We start from the raw sequence: 18,470 nt of genomic DNA, 5'->3' as shown, positions 1-18,470 counted from the left end.
GTTGAAAATAAATATAAAATTAGAAGCATATGAAATTAGAAGATTTTGATAATGACGAAGACAAAGTGATTCAAGACAAATTGAAACGTAAAACTTGGAATGAAATTCGAACCAATGATAGCTGGGCGATTTTCAAAATTATGTCCGAATTCGTAAATGGATACGAAACGATGAGTCGAATTGGCCCTTGTGTGACTATTTTTGGTTCGGCAAGAATTAAGCCAGACGCTCCGTATTATTTATTGGCCGAAAAAATTGCTTACAAAATCAGTAAAGCGGGCTATGGTGTAATTACTGGCGGTGGCCCTGGAATTATGGAGGCAGGAAACAAAGGCGCTCATTTAGGTGGAGGAACTTCGGTTGGATTGAATATAGAATTGCCGTTTGAGCAACATTTCAATCCTTATATTGACCACGATAAGAACCTGAATTTTGACTATTTCTTTGTGCGCAAAGTGATGTTTGTGAAATACTCGCAAGGATTTGTTGTCATGCCAGGTGGTTTTGGTACCATGGATGAATTATTTGAAGCCATCACTCTGATTCAAACTAAGAAAATTGGAAAATTTCCTATCATCTTGGTGGGAACTAGTTTTTGGTCAGGTTTGATTGATTGGATCAAAAGCGTATTAGTAGAAAGAGAACATACCGTTAGCGAAGAAGATTTGGACTTATTCAAACTCGTGGATACCGAAGATGAAGTGCTAGATGTATTAGATAAGTTTTATAAGAAATATGATTTGAGTCCTAATTTTTAAATCTATATCCTTTTTAGGACAGTATGATCTGTTTTTTTTTAGGGTTTAAAACGCTTACCATTGGATTTTATATTTCCAGTGGTAAGCGATTTTTTTTTTGCAAATAGAATTACTATTCAACAAAATAATTTGCATTCCAAATGGTGTATCGCTTTTTCATTGTTTCAATTTTTCTTTGAAAATCATTCCAATTTTTAGTTTCTTTATCAGACCAAAGGACTTCGCTTAAGGCACTCAAACGCGGAAATATCATATATTCCACTTTGGAAGGATTAGCCATATATTCTGTCCAAACATTACCTTGCGCTCCCAAAACATATTTTGCCTGTTGTTCATTCAACTCTTTGGGAATCGGCTCATAGCCATACACTTTTTCCAAAGGTAAATACCCGCCAATTGTTACTTCTTTCTCGTTTTTGGTTTGCGAATGATCTAAATAAACATGACTTCCTGGCGTCATTATTACTTGATGATTTTCTTTTGCAGCAGCAATTCCGCCTTCTTCTCCTCTCCAACTCATTACTATGGCATTGGGCGCAAGACCGCCTTCTAATATTTCATCCCAACCTATTAACGTTCTCCCCTTTTTATTAATGTAATTTTCCATTCGTTGTATAAAATAACTTTGAAGACCATGCTCGTCTTTCAATTTTTTATCCTTTATGATTTGTTGACAAAATGCACTTCTTTTCCAAGCATCTTTTGGACACTCATCTCCTCCGACATGAATATATTTTGACGGAAATAAGGCCATTACCTCATCAAGAACCTCTTCAAGAAATTTAAAAGTCTGTTCTGTAGGAGCAAATACATCGGGATGAACTCCCCAAGTTTCCTGAACAATTTTATTTTTTCCATTGGTCAGTTCTTGTTTGCTCTTGGCAGATATCATCTGCTCTGGAATAAAAGTTTTCTCTTCTGGGAAACAACTCAACTCAGGATATGCGGCAATAGCGGCACTACTATGTCCTGGCATTTCAATCTCGGGAATAACTGTAATAAAACGATCAGAAGCATATTTTACGATCTCTTTTATCTGGTTTTGCGTATAAAAACCGCCTTCGGGAGTGTTGTCGTTTCCTTTTCCTGGATAACTACCAATTATAGTCCCATTTCGTTTGGAACCAATTTCGGTAAGTCTTGGGTATTTTTTTATTTCAATTCTCCAGCCTTGATCTTCAGTTAAATGCCAATGAAAATAATTCATCTTATGATAAGCTAAATAATCAATGTATTTTTTCACGAATGCAACTGAAAAAAAATGTCGTCCAACATCCAACATAGCACCTCTATAAGCAAAACGAGGTTGATCCTTTATAGTAACTGATGCAATTACCAGACTCTTGCTTTTTTCAACAGGTAATAATTGAATAAGTGTTTGCATGCCGTAGAAAGTTCCCGTTGGAGAATTCCCATTAATCTCAACACCATTTTTATCAGATTTAAACGTATACCCTTCGCTTTTAAGCCCTTCATTGTTTTTTTGGCTTAATAATATTATAGCATTTCTAGTTGCTTTTTGCACAACATTCAATTTAAAACCATAATATGCAGCTAGATAATTATTAAAAAAAGTAGCTGTCGCAGCATCTTCTTTATTGATTACAACTAAACTAGTTTTGGAATTAATTACAAAACTTCCTGAATTCTTAACGACTTCCAAAGGTTGAGGAATGATATTTACTTGTTGTCCAAACGTTAGGGTACTGCATAACATAAATGCAAATAAAAATGACTTTACCATATTATATTTTATTATTTTTTAGGTTCTACCACCATTTCTGGGGGTTTCCAATTAAGCTTTATTAAATTTTTTTTTTGAACCATTAAGATATTAAGTTTCATTAAGTCTTAATTGCCTTAATTTCTTAATGTTTTAAATTGTGGAATAGTTGTTTTTTAATTTTAAACATTTGTTAGAAAACCACAGATTTCGTGGTAGAACCATTTTTTATTTAAATGAACAATCACTACTTTTTTTAACAAACTCAATTTGTGTACTAAAACGTTTTACTTCCTAAAGCGTATGATTTTGAATACTTTTAAAAAATAAAAGTATGCTATACCTCAGATTATTCTTAATTCGAAATTATCAATAATTAATCCTTTATTATCATAAAAAGCTCGATACAAAATTTAACCATTTAATTTAGATTAAACCCTTTGATAAAAGTTAGTTGACTTTCAATTTTGCAATCATTTACAAGGCTTTTACTTTGTTGGTTTTCAAGTTCAACTTTATTTAGTATAAGCAATCGCAAGTTGCTTACTAGTACCCAAACCCTCTATGCTTAATTCAATCACATCTTCGGGTTTTATATAAATTGGGTTGGGCTTAATTCCTAAACCAACACCTGGAGGAGTACCCGTACTTATCACATCACCTGGAAGTAAGGTCATAAATTGACTTAAATAATGCACCAAAAATGGAATTTTGAAAACTAAATTTGACGTGTTACTTTTTTGAAAAATTTTTCCGTTTACTGTTAACCACATTGATAAATTGTTGACATCAGCTATTTCATCTTTGGTAGCCAAAAAGGGACCTAGCGGAGCAAATGTATCGCAACCTTTTCCTTTTGTCCATTGCCCTCCACGTTCTAGCTGATAGGCTCTTTCACTGTAATCGTTATGCAAACAATATCCAGCGACATAATTCATTGCATCCTCTTGGTTTACATAGCTAGCTTTTTTTTCTATAACAAAGGCCAATTCAATTTCCCAATCTGTTTTTTCACTGTTTTTGGGAATGATTAGATTATCATTTGGCCCACATAAAGACGTTGTCGATTTAAAAAAAATAATTGGTTCATCAGGAATCGGAGCATTAGTTTCTAGACAATGATCCACATAGTTTAATCCAATGCATATTAATTTTGACGGTCTAGCTACTGGCGAGCCTAAACGAACTGAAGCAATAACTTCTGGTAATGCAGGATTGCTTTCTAATATTTTTTTTAATTTTTCCAAACCATTTTCTTCAAAAAATGCTTCATTATAATCTGTTACCAATGAAGAAACATCAAATCGTTTTTCTCCAATTAAAATTCCTGGTTTTTCCTTACCTACTTCTCCAAAACGTATTAATTTCATTGTTCTAGTTTTTGTTACGATATTTTTTCTTTCTATTTAACCTTATCAATCAATACATCAAAACATTTATATTGATAAGTTTTTCCTCTATTTTTTTTGCCTTACTAATGGGCAAATGCAAATACTATTCGGTAAAAAAGATTCACGCCTTTATTTATCGTTTTTATCCCAAAATAATCCAATTTCTGCTAAAGCTGGTTGTAACCTTGCTTCCGCAATAATCAACCTCAATTTTCGGGCATTAATTACTGGAAACTCCAACAAACGTTTGTATCCAATTGTTGTTCCTTCAACAACTTTTTTCCATTCTCCATTAGACCAATATTCCAATACAAATTTTTCTACCCTCTGCCCAATATTTATGTTTTCTTGTAGCAGTAACACATTAATTGTACGAGCCTTATCTAGTTCAAATTCAATAGAATTATCCTTCCCATTCATTGCTACCTTATAATAAGTTGCATCATTACCATCTAATAATTGTTTCGCATTTGTTATATTTTTGGAAAATTTGGCGTTTTTAGCAAGGTTTTTTTCAAAAATACTATCAAGTCTTAATTTCCATTTTTTTAAAGCATTTACATCATATTCTGAAATCAACCCCCTTTTGTCTGGAGGGATGTTCAATAATAATACGCCGTTTCTTCCTACAGAGTGAAAGTAAATTTCTTTTAAATATTCTGGTGTTTTTACTTTTGCATCTTCTAGTTTATGGTAAAACCATCCTGGACGAATTGAAACATCCGTTTCTGCTGGATACCATTTTAATGCATTACCTTCATTTAATTGTGAGCGACTTCCCAAAACGTTTTCCGTCATATCCCCGTTTGGTGCTTCATCCATTTTAGTCTGAGTGTTTTCTTTTTTACTATTTTTTTCACCCACAGGTACTACGCTCCATTCTTCTTCACGCCCATGTCCCGTTTCAGTTCCCACCCATCGAACATCTGGACCACATATAGCAATCACGGCTTCTGGCTGAAGTTTACGAATTACAGCATACCATCTTTCAAAATTATAGCTCTGTTTTTTACCGTTTGGTCCTTCACCATTGGCTCCATCAAACCATACTTCATCAATTTGCCCGTACTGCGTTAACAATTCGGTTAATTGATTAACAAAATAATCATTATAATCATTTGTGCCATAAAGAGCATTATTCCTGTCCCATGGTGACAGATAGACCCCAAATCCTAGTCCAAATTCTTTGCAGGCTTTACTTACTTCTTTAACCACATCACCCTTCCCGTTTTTCCAAGGGCTATTTTTTACGGAATGTTCGGTATATCTACTTGGCCATAAACAAAATCCATCGTGATGTTTAGCTGTAAGAATCACTTGTTTGATACCAGCTTCTTTACAGTTTTTTACCCATTGTCTTGCATCTAATGCGGAAGGATTAAACAATTTTGGATCTTCATTTCCTTCACCCCATTCACGGTCGGTAAAAGTATTTATTCCAAAATGAAAAAAAGCAGTTATTTCTAAGCGCTGCCAACGCAGTTGTTGTGGAGATGGAACAATGTTAGCCGCAATTTTAACTAAGTCATTTTCTGACATATACTCATTTATTACCACAAAATTTTTCGTTTGTGCAACACCTGAACTCAGAACTATCATAAAGAAAAACAACAAGAAAATTATTTTACTAGACCTTTTAAGCATATCCATTTTTTTTATATTTATTATAAATCAACAACATATACTGTAGTACTTCTCGCGCCATGTGCTCCTATTACCAACAACTGTTCTATATTGGCTGTTTCTAAGAAATTCCGTGAGTTCATAAATAGTATTGCGGATCTGTAATGATTCGCCTATATATTTATCATCATGCAAATGTTCTTTAATATGTAAAACGCAACTGCCAGAAGGAGCGACTATATAATCAAAACCTGTAAAATTCTTAACAAAATTTGTATCACATAACCTTGCCAAATTTGCAAAACCACTATTTGTCAGGGGCAGACCACAACAGGTTTGCTGCAAAGGAAAAGTAACCTTACAACCTACTTTTTCTAACAATTGTAAAGTGGCAACACCCACATTTTGGTAAAACTGGTCAATATAGCAAGGTACAAATAAGGCTACTTCCATTTATTTAGTATTAATTTTTAGACTTTTTGCATTTTATAAACTCATGATCTTCTAGTTGTTTAACTTTATAAAACCTCCATCAATAGGATAATCAGAACCTGTAATAAAACTAGATTCATCGCTACAAAGAAACAAAGCTAAGGTTGCTACCTCGCTAGGACTAGCCATACGGCCTATGGGTTGTGATTGGGAAAGCTTTTCAAAAATTTCGACTTCTTTTCCGGCATAGTTATTTGCAATAAAACCATCTACAAACGGTGTATGCACCCTAGCTGGAGAAATGGAATTGCAACGGATATTCTCCTTAATATAATCCTTGGCAACAGATAAGGTCATTGCCATTACAGCTCCTTTAGCAGTAGAATAGGCAAACCGCTCCGGAATACCTACCCACGCTGCAATAGAAGCCATGTTCAAAATAACACCTCCTCCAGCATTTCTAAAATGTGGTATACAGGCATGTAAACAATTGTATACACCTTTAACATTCACACTCATAATTCGGTCGAAATCTGTTTCATTAGTTGTATCGACCTTACCTATATGAGCAATTCCAGCATTATTAACAAGAATATTAAAATCTCTGATTTTTTCAAATGTAGCCAATACTTCTTTCTGGTTAGCTACGTCACATGCATACGAAAATACATTTCCACCAGTTGCTTTTATTTCTTCAACGGTTGATTTAGCGCTTTCTTCTGTTAATTCAATAATATGCACTTCGGCGCCTTGCTTTGCAAATAAAACAGAAATGGCTTTTCCAATTCCGCTACCGCCACCAGTAATCACTGCTTTTTTATTGTGTAATGAAAACATATTTTGTTATTTATTGGTTTAAAAATCTAGATTTAATATTTTTAATACCTCTATTCAAATTGTTTATTGGTAAAATGAGTTGCTTTATCTAAAAGATTATCAACTTTTATAAAGAAACGCCACGTTTCCATGGAATAAAATCATCTTGGTTTAGCAACACGGCTTTGGGAATAATTTCACCACTTGCAGCTTTAATACAATATTCCAAAATATCTTCGCCCATCTCCTCTATGGATTTCTCACCAGTAATGATTGGCCCACAATCGATATCAATAATATCACTCATTTTCTCAGCCAAAATAGTATTGGTAGCTAGCTTGATCACTGGACAAACCGGATTACCCGTAGGAGTGCCTAAACCTGTAGTAAACAAAATTAAAGTAGCTCCCGCTGCTGCTTTTCCAGTGGTAGCTTCTACGTCATTTCCTGGTGTACAAACCAAACTCAAACCGGATTTTGTAGCAAGTTCAGTATAATCCAACACATCAACTATAGGAGCAGTTCCTCCCTTTTTTGCTGCTCCAGCGCTTTTTATTGCGTCAGTTATTAATCCGTCTTTGATATTTCCTGGCGAAGGATTCATATGAAAACCTGAACCCACAATATGTGCTAAAGCGTCATAAGATTGCATTAAACCAATGAATTTTTTAGCTACCGTCTCGGATGTACAACGATCTATCAGATTCTGTTCTACGCCACACAACTCAGGAAATTCGGCAAGCAAGACTTTTCCACCCAAAGCCACCAATAAATCGGAAGTATGTCCCACGGCAGGGTTTGCAGAAACTCCACTAAAACCATCACTACCGCCACATTTGACCCCTAAACAAAGTTCGCTCAGTGGTGCTGGAGTCCTTTGTTGTTGGTTTATTTGAACTAATCCTTCAAATGTTTTCTTAATAGCATCGGCTATTAATTGTTCTTCACTTTTGGTTTGCTGTTGTTCGAAAACAAATAAAGGTTTATCAAATGATACATTTTGTTTTTTGATATCCTTTATAAAATCCTGCACTTGCAAATGTTGGCACCCTAAACTCAACACTGTAATTCCCGCTACATTTGGATGATTGGCATAAGAAGCTAATAATGCACTCAAAGTAGATGCGTCTTGACGTGTTCCTCCACAGCCTCCTTGATGATTTAGAAATTTAACGCCATCAACATTTTCAAAAATTTTATTCTTATTTTGATTTGGATTCAATTGAATGTCAACTGAATCTAAACTTTCACCCTTTTTAAATGCTTCAAGCAAGTTATGTGTATACTGCCGATACTTATCGCTTACTGAATATCCTAATTCATTATGTAAGGCTTCGCGTATTACATCTAAGTTTCTGTTTTCACAAAATACAGTTGGTATAAACAGCCAATAATTTGCGGTTCCTACACGACCGTCTTTTCTTATATATCCCTTAAAAGTTCTTTCCTTATACTTTGATATATCTGGTCCTTTCCAATTAAAATTAACCTTGCGGTAATGATAGGGTTCTGCTGCGTGTTTAAGATTATCGGTGGTCATTAAACCACCTTTAACAACATCATATTGCACTTTTCCAACCAAAAAACCATACATAACAATCTCAGCACCTTGTTTTAAGTCACGAGTAAAAAACTTATGTTTTGCCTTGATAGTTTCTTGGATAATGTATGTTTCTTTTTCAAAAATCACATTTACTCCTTTTGCTAAATCTGTTAATGCGACCAAGACATTATCCTTAGGATGCATTTTTACCACCAATCTATTTTTCCTGTTTTCTAACATAGTATTTAAAAAGAAATTATGCTTTTTTTGTTTTATATTCATTAATGGCGAACATCAGTATAACCGAAAAACAAATCAGCGGAACTATGTATCCCTTTTGAATACTTCCTGTAATATCAGAAATTAATCCTAATACTGGAGGAAGCAAAGCGCCACCGACAATTGACATAACAATCAAGGATGATCCAATTTTTTTATTATTTCCTAAGCCATCAATTCCCATAGAAAAAATGGTAGGAAACATAATACTCATAAAAAATGCAATAGCGATTAACGCATACACCACGATCATTCCTGTTCCAACTATTGCTTCTATTGATAAAAGAATAGTAATGACAGTATAAATGATTAACAATTTTATCGGTTTTATATATTGCATAAAAAAAGTTCCCGTAAAACGACCAATCATAAATGCCAAACCAAAAAATCCTAAATATTTAGCTGCCACATCTTCGTTAATAGGTGCTGTAGTTGTTGCCATCTTAATAAAAAAACTTCCAACACAAACCTGTGCTCCTACATAAAAAAACTGTGCTAAAATTCCCCATCTTAAACGTGTTGATTTCAATGCCACTAAAAAACTAGCCCCTTCAATTTCTTTCTTATCATCATCTTTCACATCCGGCATATTTGTAAAATAAAATACTAATGCTACTACCAAAATAGTAAGACCTAAAATTAAATAAGGCATTTTTACGCTAGCTGCTTCTTCTAAAACATAAGTATGTACGTTTTTGGGCGACATGGCATCCAACTGAATTTTAGATAATTTTTTATCAGATAAAATCATCGGTCCAATATATGCTGGGGCTATAAAAGCTGCTAGCCCATTAAAAGATTGCGAAAAATTTAATCTTTTTGTAGCCGTTTCTGCTGATCCTAATATTGTTACATAAGGATTAGCAGCAGTTTCCAAAAATGTTAATCCGCAGGCAATAACAAATAAAGCTATCAAAAAATAAACATACTGCAGTGAATTAGCTGCTGGTACAAATAAAATGGATCCGATACCGAACAATACCAATCCAATCATAATTCCTGATTTATAACCGTATTTTCTCATGATATACCCCGCTGGCAAAGCCATCACAAAATAGGCAATGAAAACAGACGAATCGATCAAGGATGATTGAAAATCAGTCAGATTAAATGCGTTTCTTAAATGAGGAATAAGGATGGGATCTAAATTGTGAACAAATCCCCAGAAAAAAAACAAACTCGTTACCAATATAAAAGGAAACAACAATGTCTTATTTTCTTTTGAACCTGCTCTCTTTTTACTATTTATTCCGTATGATAATGCCATTTACTTTTTATTATTTGTATTCTATTATAGAAATATAAAGATATAAGGCTGGAGGTATATCTATTAATTCTATTTTATCCTTGTTTAACTATTAATTATCTTTCTTTAAAAAAAATAAGCTTTTTTTTGTATAAACAGCAATTTATCTATATTTGCTTTACACATAAAACGATTTAGTATTCTATTATTGATAATTAAGTTTTTCCAATTCTTGCTCCCTCAATCCTTAATTTTTTACGTAGAATACATATTATTCTAAACATAACTAAAACATGAAAACAAAGTTAATCTTATACTTCTCCTTGTGTGCAATTACCTTGTCTTTTGCACAAAAAGCCCCAAAAGCAATTAAAATTTCGTATCAAAAAAGTTCAAACGGAAAAATTGAAGATCAAAATTCTATCGTACTATTTACATCCAAAGATCTAAGTATAAATACCTCTGATAACATCATGCAGCAAAAAGCTGGTTTTCCATACGAACAAACTTTTGTAGATTTTAACACCAAAACTATTACTCAATGGGCACAACTTAAACCCAACCAAGCTATTCTGAGTCAAAATATTGGTGCTTTGGATAAACAAAAGTTTGAATTTAGTAATGAAACAAAAAAAATCCTTAACTACACTTGCAAAAAAGCTACAACTTCAATCAACTCAAATAAAATTGAAATTTGGTATACTAACGAATTGGGGGTTAAAGGCGGCCCAGGTGTTTTAGGCCAAGATTTAGGATTGGTACTCGAAACTATTCGCAATGGCAACAGCACTTGGACAGCTACAAAAATTGAAAATTTAAAGACGTTGCCCTCTTTATTGACAATACCAGCTGAACCAATTGTTGACCAATTGACTTATAAAGATTTGCTGTGGAAAAGTCGTTTTGTGAATATTCCAATTTTCAACAAAGAGCAAATTCATTTTGTAGCTGATGCCAAATCCAATGATAGCATTTTCAGATTTGCAAGTGGTACTGTGATTGTAAGAAAAGTTAAATTTCCTGAAATCAAAAAAGGAAGTGCCATTTTTGCTGATGTGACCGAACAGTCGAACGGTGATGCATACGACAGAACAGGTTCGGTTTTTATGATTCCAACTGATAAAAAAAAATCCTTCCTAGACGGATTAAAAAATGGAATCATGACCTTACCAAGGTATGAAAATGGGAATGGCAAAAATTATCAAGGTGTCGTGGCAACAGAAGATTACCATCCACTGCTGGAAATGATGCGTTTTTTTACCCCATTTGGAGTAAAACATTTCAATAATTTAGAATTAAAAAACAAAGTTTGGCAAGACAGTGTACTCTATCGTCAAGACATTTCGCTTTTGCAACCAAAATTAAGCAATCAAGAAGTTTACATAGGAATGTTTATAGGTAATTATGATGCGGGTGGGCACAAAGCTAGTTTGAACATCACAATCCATCAAGGCGAAGACAATAACCCAAAAGGAGATTTCATTTTGCCTCTATTCAATACACTGAACGTAATGGAAATGGCTGGGCAAGAATATTCAACAATGTTTGATAAAGAAAAAGGACTCGAAATGACTTTCGAAGTACCACAAGGATACCAAAATTTTGTACAAAGCTATATCACAACTGGTCACGGAGGCTGGGAAAATGGTGATGAATTTTTACAAAAAAAGAACACCATCTATATTGACGGAAAAGAAGTATTTAGTTTTACCCCTTGGCGCACAGACTGTGGCTCTTACCGATTGAGTAATCCGGCTTCGGGTAATTTTAGCAATGGTTTGTCTTCCTCAGATGAAAGTCGTTCAAACTGGTGTCCTGGTACAACAACTAATCCAAATCTTATTGACTTAGGATCTCTTTCACCCGGAATTCATTCGATTCGTGTTTCAATTCCACTCGGAAAACCAGAAGGAAATAGTAGCTCTTCATGGAATGTTTCTGGATTTCTAATAGGACGAAAATAACTCTAACCTTGCTACATATACGTGAACCAATAAAAATTAAAGAAATAAAAAAACTTAATCAAAAGCCTAACTGAAAATAAAACAAAAGTATTCTGACTTAGTCACTCATTAAACTAGTTGAAACCAAAACTTGTAACAACATCATTTTGAGCCTAATTATTCCTGAATAAAATTAAGAAAACCCCTTTCTCAAGCATTGGCTTGAGTTGGGGGTTTTCTCGTAACTAACAAAAAATACACTATTTTACATCCCAGAAGATTTTTGTACTCAAATTATCATTTGCTTTAACGGCATTGTAATTAAGAGTATTATAAATACTTTCAGAATTCGGATATGTCCAACGAGTTGGTGGAGTTTTTCTTATACTGCTTGTTTCATCTTCTCTAAAATTCAAAACAGGAAGTTTTAATCTTCGTTGTTCAGCCCAAGATTCGTCAGCTTGCATAATATTAAAGTGAATATACTTTTGAAAAGCTATTAACGCTAATTGCGCAGCAGGTGTAGTTGCTCCTGAAAAATTGATTGTTGCAATATAAGCATCAATATCAGCTAGTTTAGGTTCAGCGGTAGGTTTCCAAGTTAGCACATCAGCTTTGTCTGCTAATCTTACATAATAGTCAACTGATTGTCTGATTGCTTTCTCAAAATGCGTTTTTGCCAAAGCTGAATTACCATTTCTTGAATAGAACTCAGCAAGGATTAAGTTTACCTCAGCAGCATTGATTAATGTACCAGGTAACCATTTGTTTCTACTAATTACAGACCTGTTGTAAATCGCAATTACACCATCGGTAATCAACTGATCTTGAGCAGCAGATGTCAGCATTGGATCTAGACCTATATAAGCACCTAATGCTTTTTGCCCAGATTCAAACAACCAAGCTTTACGAGGATCACTATTCGCATTCATGTGATCAATCATGGCTTTAGGAGCAAGATTGTTATTAAATGACTCCATCGCTTCCATAAATCCAGCAGTATCTAAGTCAGTATCTTGAGTGTAAACTCTAAATGCAATATTCTCTGAATTTTCATCCACTAATTTTCCTTCAGCAATAATTTGAGCCATTTCAGTATTTGCTCTTGCAGAAAAAGCAGGAACAGCAGAAACTCTGTTCAATATCTTCAAGCGCAACGAATTACAATAGTTTTTCCAACTTATCAAACTTCCTTTATTGATTAAGTCTTGATTTTCAAATTCTACTTTAACTTTAGTAGATAAAGTAATTGTATTCAATTCGGTAGAAAAAGCTTTCAATTGATCCAACATCATGGTGTAAAGCTCGGTTTGATTATCATACTTTGCAGATGCCTTTGTATAATCTCCTCCAGTAAAACTTATTTTACCCGCTTCAGAAAAAGGAATATCCCCAAAATTATCAACCATTTTTGCTGTATGATCATATAAATAGATAGTTGAAGTTATGGTATAAATTCTGTTTTCAGTCTGCTCCGCAGCTGGTAAAGAAGCAATTACTTTTTCTAACTCTCTATATTGAGCAATAAATTTATAATATCTTCCCCATCGATCTTTTGAAGCAGCTCCAGGAATGTAGCGTCCTGTTCCGTTGTAAATTCCGTGTGCTTGGGTATAGTTAAGAGACGTGGTTCTAATAACTGTAAAATAATTCCAATACGATGGAATTACATCTTCGTAGTTAATTTTCATGAATCCAGCAAACTGTTTAGGTACTGTAGTCGATTCAACATTTGCAGGGTTTTTATATGCATCTGCAAAATCATCTTGTGAGCAAGAGCCAAAAAAAACAGCAGCCAACGCTAATGATGTATAAAATAGTTTTCTCATGTTATGTTTTTTGATTAAAAAAATTATGATTTGTAAAAAATTAGAAAGAAACTCTAACCATTCCTCCAAAACTTCTAGTGGCTGGAGTTGTTCCTGAATTGTTTACGTTTTGAGACCATCTAGATCCTGACGTAGTACCTTCTGCATCCATGTCTTTAATTGTTCTGTAGATATAGAACAAATTACGTCCGAATGCCGATAAACTTATTCTAGATGCACCAATTTTTGAGGCCCAATGAGAGGGTAAATTATAAGTTAAAGAAACTTCTCTTACTTTAATATAGTCATTCTTTTGAATATATAATTCATAGCGTGAACTACTGTATTGAGGACCACCCCAGTTATAAGTCATATTATAATAACCAGCCTGAGAAATCACGTTAGTGTTTTTGGAACCATCTGTAGTTACACCATTCATTAACATACCATCTCGATATAGTTTTTCACCGTTGGGTCCTGAAGTTGCGCTATTTGGTACTTGAATACCTTTACCGCCTTGTACATAATAGGTTAAACCACCACGCTCATTTGTACTGTAATTCAAACTTTCTTCTGTCAATCCTCTAGATATCATCCAATTAACTCCTGTAGGCATTACATAACCACCATAAGAATAATCAATATTCACGTCCAATGTTAAATTCTTGTAGGTAAATGTATTTAACAAACCACCTACACCTTGTGGTGTTGCTGTTCCATATTTCTCCCATTTATCTCCATCGATCATATAAAATCCATCGCTATCAACCATTTTATTACCGTCTGCATCCGTTTTTACAGGGTGAGCATAAATACCTCCCATAGGATCACCTACCACAGATTTCAATTGAGCAGCAGAGCCATCATAGTCAGCGTGTAATAATTCATTGGAACCGTTGGCCAACTTTACAATTTTGTTTTTGTTTTTAGCCCAGTTTAAAGTGATATCCCAAGAAAAATATTCACTTCTAAAAGGAGAACCTGTCAAAGCAATTTCAAAACCTTGGTTACTCAATTCTCCAACGTTGGCCAGAATACTATTAGCCCCAGTAGTTGGAGCCAAGCTCAAATCAAGAATTTGATCTTTAACTTTTGCATTATAATAAGAAAAATCCAATCCTAATCTTCGATTAAAGAATTTAGTTTCAAAACCAAGCTCAAACTCATTTTTCATCTCTGGTTTGATTCCTTCATTTCCATAAGCTGACATCGAATTGGTAATCAATACTGGAGAAGTAGTCCCTTGCGTTCCCAATGTGGTTTGATTATACGCTACGTTAGCAAGGTACCTTTCTGGGTAATTCCCCACTATACCCCAAGAAGCTCGTAATTTTGCATAACTGATCATCTCAGGCAATGTAACTGCATCCGATAACACAAAACTTGAATTTACAGAAGGATAAGTAAATGCATTATTATTAGGATTCATTGTAGAAGTACGGTCTTTTCTAATGGTTCCCTCAACGAATAAGTAGTTTTTGTAATTACCGCTTAATGTTCCGAAAATTGCATCTTTGACTACTTTATATCTACCAGAACTACTTTTTGCTGAGTTAACTGAGGCATTCATATCAAACCAACCTTCAACACTTAAACCGCCATCAGTATTACGAGACAAAAACTTACCTGTTTCTGTTGATCCTGTATAGCCAATAACTGCATTTATACCTAAATTTGTATTGATTTGTTTGTTATACGTTAATAATACATCTCCATAGACAATATTATAATCATTAGAAATAACTTCATAAAAACCTGATCCAAAACCATAAACTAAAGGTTTTTCAACTGGATTTTTAGTTTCGATATTTACTGAAGTTAAATCTGTCGAAGCGCGTCCACGTAATTTCAAATCTGAAAAAATAGTATATGTTTCAGTAACACTTGCAATCAATCGGTTGGTAACTTCGTCTTGCTTATTTGCATTGGTATTCCAGAAAAAATCTCCAATATCTCCTTTGAATCCATTACGGATGATATTTTCATTTGGAGTTAAACTTTGATCTGTACCTCTAACATATTTATAACCTAAACTAGTTTTATATTTGTCTTTGTACCAAGCCCCATTATCAAACGGACTAATCATCCCCGTAAAGTTATTTACCAATCGATCCATAGCATAAGCTCGGTTATGAACATTTTGATTCATATAACTAACAATAATGTCAGTTTTCAAATTTTCACCTGTTTTGAATGATGTATTTAAGTTAAGGGTGTTTTTCTTGTTCATATTCCCCATACTTAATCCTTGCGATTCATTGTGAGTATATGAAAAACGGATGCTACTATTTTCGGTATTGTTAGTTAATGATAAATTTGTTGTTGAATCCCATGCATTTTGAAACAAATTTTTGTAACCATTCTTTTGAGGTGAATAAGGGCGCACCACTCCATCCCATGACATAACAGGCTGCCCATCAAACCAAGGACCGTAGTTATTAGAACTACCAGAAACCCCTCTTGTATCAGGTACACCATCTCCATTAGTATCATAACTAGCAAAACCATCTGGAGCCAAAAATCCAGAAGAGTAGTTCGCATTTGTCCAACCTGGCCCTCTCTCATATTGAAATCTTGGCAAGAATGCAATTTTGTTGCTTGAAAAACTACTGCTAAAGTCAACACCTAATCCTTTCTTTTCTTTACCAGATTTAGAAGTGATCAAAACCACCCCATTTACGGCTTCTGAGCCATATAATGCAGCAGCAGAAGCCCCTTTTAGAATAGATATACTTTCAATGTCTTCGGGGTTAATGTCAGCAAGACCATTGCTTCTAATACGTTGATCATTCCAATAGTTATTGTTACTTACCTCTCCATCTCGAATAGGCACACCATCTAGAACGATAAGTGGCTGATTCTTACCTGTTATAGAGTTCAAACCACGAATCTGGATATTGATGTTTCCAGCCCCACCTGGTGTAGAACTTATACGAACTCCTGGTGCTTTACCATACAAAGCGTTAGCGATGGTAGGAGAAGCTGTCTTAACAATTGCATCTGATTTAATTGTACTAGTAGCATACCCAATTGCTTTGTTCTTTTTTGTTTGTCCCAAAGCTGTAACTGTAACACCATCAAGTTCATTTGTGGCAGCAACTAATTTAATTTTTAATCCATCAACAGCTTTAACTTCAGTTGTTTGAAATTCAACCGAACTTATGACTAGAATTGTACCCTGAGCCGCGGAAATGGTAAATTGTCCGTCAAAGTCTGTCACCGTTGAAGTTTTTGTGCCTTTTACCTTAACATTAGCACCTGCAATTGGCATATTAGCCTTATCTATAATTACACCTGATATTATTTTGTTTTGAGCACACATACTTTGGTAACTCAACGCTATTAGAAAAACTAATAGCAACTGATATAACAGTTTTCTCATAATTAGTATTTATTTAGTTTAGTTTTGATTAGTTCATAATTTGAGAATTCAGAATTCTAAATAGTATTGAATACTGAGTCCTTTTATTCTTATTACCTTTTCTCCTCAGACTTTCAGTAATAAAAATTTACCTGATACCTTTTTCTCTTTTATTTCATAAGCACTTTTTTTTAAAATTTCTATTTACATTCTTGATTCATTTGAGTATTGCTATATCGTTTTAGCAAATACTATTTAAAAAAAAATCCATCTATTTTAAACGGATTCCCTTATGATTAAACTTCCTAATTCTTTTTCTTTTACAATAATATGATTACTCTCATCATTCATTTGTATCATTAACAATTTGACCGCTTTTTTAGCCATTTCTTCAATTGGTTGTGCCAAAACTGTAATAGATGGCGAATGCAATCTAAAGCTGTCATGATCGTCAAAACTAATTACTGCTTTATCTGTTGGAATCTTTATATTTAATTTCATAAAAGACTGCAATCCGGCAATTAATAAATAATTCGCACCAAAAAGCACTGCATCTGTTTCAGAAGTTGCTTTCAAAAATGCTGAAATCATTTCTATCCTTTCATTTTCAGAGTGTAAGTAGTCCAAATCAAGGATTTTTGAATCATCAAACAAACCCACAGCTGTTAATGCATCAATATAGCCTTTCTTCCTCAGCTGCATCTGAATCAATTTTGAAGAATTAGTAATGAATGCAATTTTTTTATATCCTTTCTCCAATAGATAATGCGTGGCCTTATAAGCCCCTTCATAATTATCAAGTACCACATGACTAATGTCTTGCTCTTCAAAATAACGATCTATCAAAACCACTGGAAGTTGGAGCTCCAACAAACGATCAATGGTAGTTTTCAACTTTTCTGTTGGTGTAATAATAAAGCCATCCACATTTGCTTGTAAAAGGCTATTTACTAACTCAACAGCCCGCTCATCATCCCCTCCTGTACTACAATAAAAAACTCTATAATTTAATTGAATAGCTTCTCTCTCTATTACTTTTGCTAATTCAGAAAAAAACTGATTTGAAATATCTTCAACTATAAGACCAATTGATCTCGTCTTACCTGTTCTCAAACTACTGGCAATTATATTGGGTTTAAATTTTAAATCCTCTGCTACTTTAAGAACCTTCTTAATCACTTCTTCACTTATCCGCATTTTCTCTCCTTTATCATTTAGGACAAATGAAACTGTTGTAACTGATACATTAGCAGTCTTGGCTATATCCTTTATCGTGATTTTTTTTTTCATAAAACAGTAACGTTATCTTAAACTTAACCCTATTTTTTTTAACTAATTTAAGACAAGCAATGTACATATAATAATCGATTTGCAAAAACGTTTTAGTATTTTTTATTCAGCTCTTTTTTTATTCAATAATCTCTATTTTAATTCATAAATAACACAAGATGTGCTAATTTCATTAGTATCAACTTTCAAAAAAATCATAGGATTAAAAAAAATCTTCATGAAAGCAAGATCAATCACGATTGCTTTTTTTTACTCCA

Annotated in this window: 12 protein-coding genes; 2 read left to right on the top strand and 10 right to left on the bottom strand. The window is 33.8% G+C overall.

The annotated features are described in order from the left end of the window. The first annotated feature begins 29 nt into the window (after positions 1-29). Positions 30-758: a TIGR00730 family Rossman fold protein gene (locus FLB_RS04720; protein ID WP_064714789.1), complete on the top strand. Its 729-nt coding sequence runs from the start codon at positions 30-32 to the stop codon at positions 756-758. Positions 759-870: 112 nt separating this feature from the next. On the opposite strand, the gene FLB_RS04715 is transcribed toward FLB_RS04720, so the two are convergent. The 7 genes from FLB_RS04715 to fucP form a co-directional block, all read right to left on the bottom strand. Next, positions 871-2,502, bottom strand: coding sequence for a beta-N-acetylhexosaminidase (locus FLB_RS04715; RefSeq protein ID WP_064714788.1), 1,632 nt, complete (start codon positions 2,500-2,502; stop codon positions 871-873). Between the two features lie 494 nt (positions 2,503-2,996). Then, positions 2,997-3,851, bottom strand: a complete 855-nt coding sequence (locus FLB_RS04710; RefSeq protein ID WP_064714787.1) for a fumarylacetoacetate hydrolase family protein — start codon at positions 3,849-3,851, stop codon at positions 2,997-2,999. Positions 3,852-4,001: 150 nt separating this feature from the next. Then, positions 4,002-5,522 (bottom strand): alpha-L-fucosidase, encoded by a 1,521-nt coding sequence (locus tag FLB_RS04705; protein WP_064714786.1) that lies wholly within the window; start codon positions 5,520-5,522, stop codon positions 4,002-4,004. Positions 5,523-5,543: 21 nt separating this feature from the next. Beyond that, positions 5,544-5,948 (bottom strand): (Fe-S)-binding protein, encoded by a 405-nt coding sequence (locus tag FLB_RS04700; protein ID WP_064714785.1) that lies wholly within the window; start codon positions 5,946-5,948, stop codon positions 5,544-5,546. A 51-nt stretch (positions 5,949-5,999) separates the two neighbouring features. Beyond that, positions 6,000-6,764 carry an SDR family NAD(P)-dependent oxidoreductase gene (locus tag FLB_RS04695; RefSeq protein ID WP_064714784.1) on the bottom strand — a complete coding sequence of 255 codons (765 nt, stop codon included), beginning with the start codon at positions 6,762-6,764 and terminating at the stop codon, positions 6,000-6,002. Positions 6,765-6,870: 106 nt separating this feature from the next. Beyond that, on the bottom strand, positions 6,871-8,526 hold the full coding sequence (locus FLB_RS04690; RefSeq protein WP_064714885.1) for a UxaA family hydrolase: 1,656 nt from the start codon (positions 8,524-8,526) through the stop codon (positions 6,871-6,873). A 16-nt stretch (positions 8,527-8,542) separates the two neighbouring features. Continuing rightward, positions 8,543-9,832, bottom strand: coding sequence for an L-fucose:H+ symporter permease (gene fucP, locus FLB_RS04685; RefSeq protein WP_082923207.1), 1,290 nt, complete (start codon positions 9,830-9,832; stop codon positions 8,543-8,545). A gap of 272 nt (positions 9,833-10,104) precedes the next feature. Here fucP and FLB_RS04680 point away from each other — a divergent pair, with 272 nt between their 5' ends. After that, positions 10,105-11,775: a GLPGLI family protein gene (locus FLB_RS04680; RefSeq protein ID WP_064714783.1), complete on the top strand. Its 1,671-nt coding sequence runs from the start codon at positions 10,105-10,107 to the stop codon at positions 11,773-11,775. A gap of 239 nt (positions 11,776-12,014) precedes the next feature. Here FLB_RS04680 and FLB_RS04675 read toward each other — a convergent pair whose 3' ends face one another. The 3 genes from FLB_RS04675 to FLB_RS04665 form a co-directional block, all read right to left on the bottom strand. After that, on the bottom strand, positions 12,015-13,583 hold the full coding sequence (locus FLB_RS04675; RefSeq protein ID WP_064714782.1) for a SusD/RagB family nutrient-binding outer membrane lipoprotein: 1,569 nt from the start codon (positions 13,581-13,583) through the stop codon (positions 12,015-12,017). 40 nt (positions 13,584-13,623) lie between these two features. Further along, positions 13,624-16,944 (bottom strand): SusC/RagA family TonB-linked outer membrane protein, encoded by a 3,321-nt coding sequence (locus FLB_RS04670; protein ID WP_064714781.1) that lies wholly within the window; start codon positions 16,942-16,944, stop codon positions 13,624-13,626. A gap of 255 nt (positions 16,945-17,199) precedes the next feature. Continuing rightward, positions 17,200-18,213, bottom strand: coding sequence for a LacI family DNA-binding transcriptional regulator (locus FLB_RS04665; protein WP_064714780.1), 1,014 nt, complete (start codon positions 18,211-18,213; stop codon positions 17,200-17,202). Positions 18,214-18,470: the final 257 nt, after the last annotated feature.

The organism is Flavobacterium succinicans, assembly GCF_001662485.1.
GTDB classification, from domain to species: domain Bacteria; phylum Bacteroidota; class Bacteroidia; order Flavobacteriales; family Flavobacteriaceae; genus Flavobacterium; species Flavobacterium succinicans_A.
The sequence above is the reverse complement of the archived record's forward strand: the minus strand, read 5'-3'. Positions and strand labels throughout refer to the sequence as shown.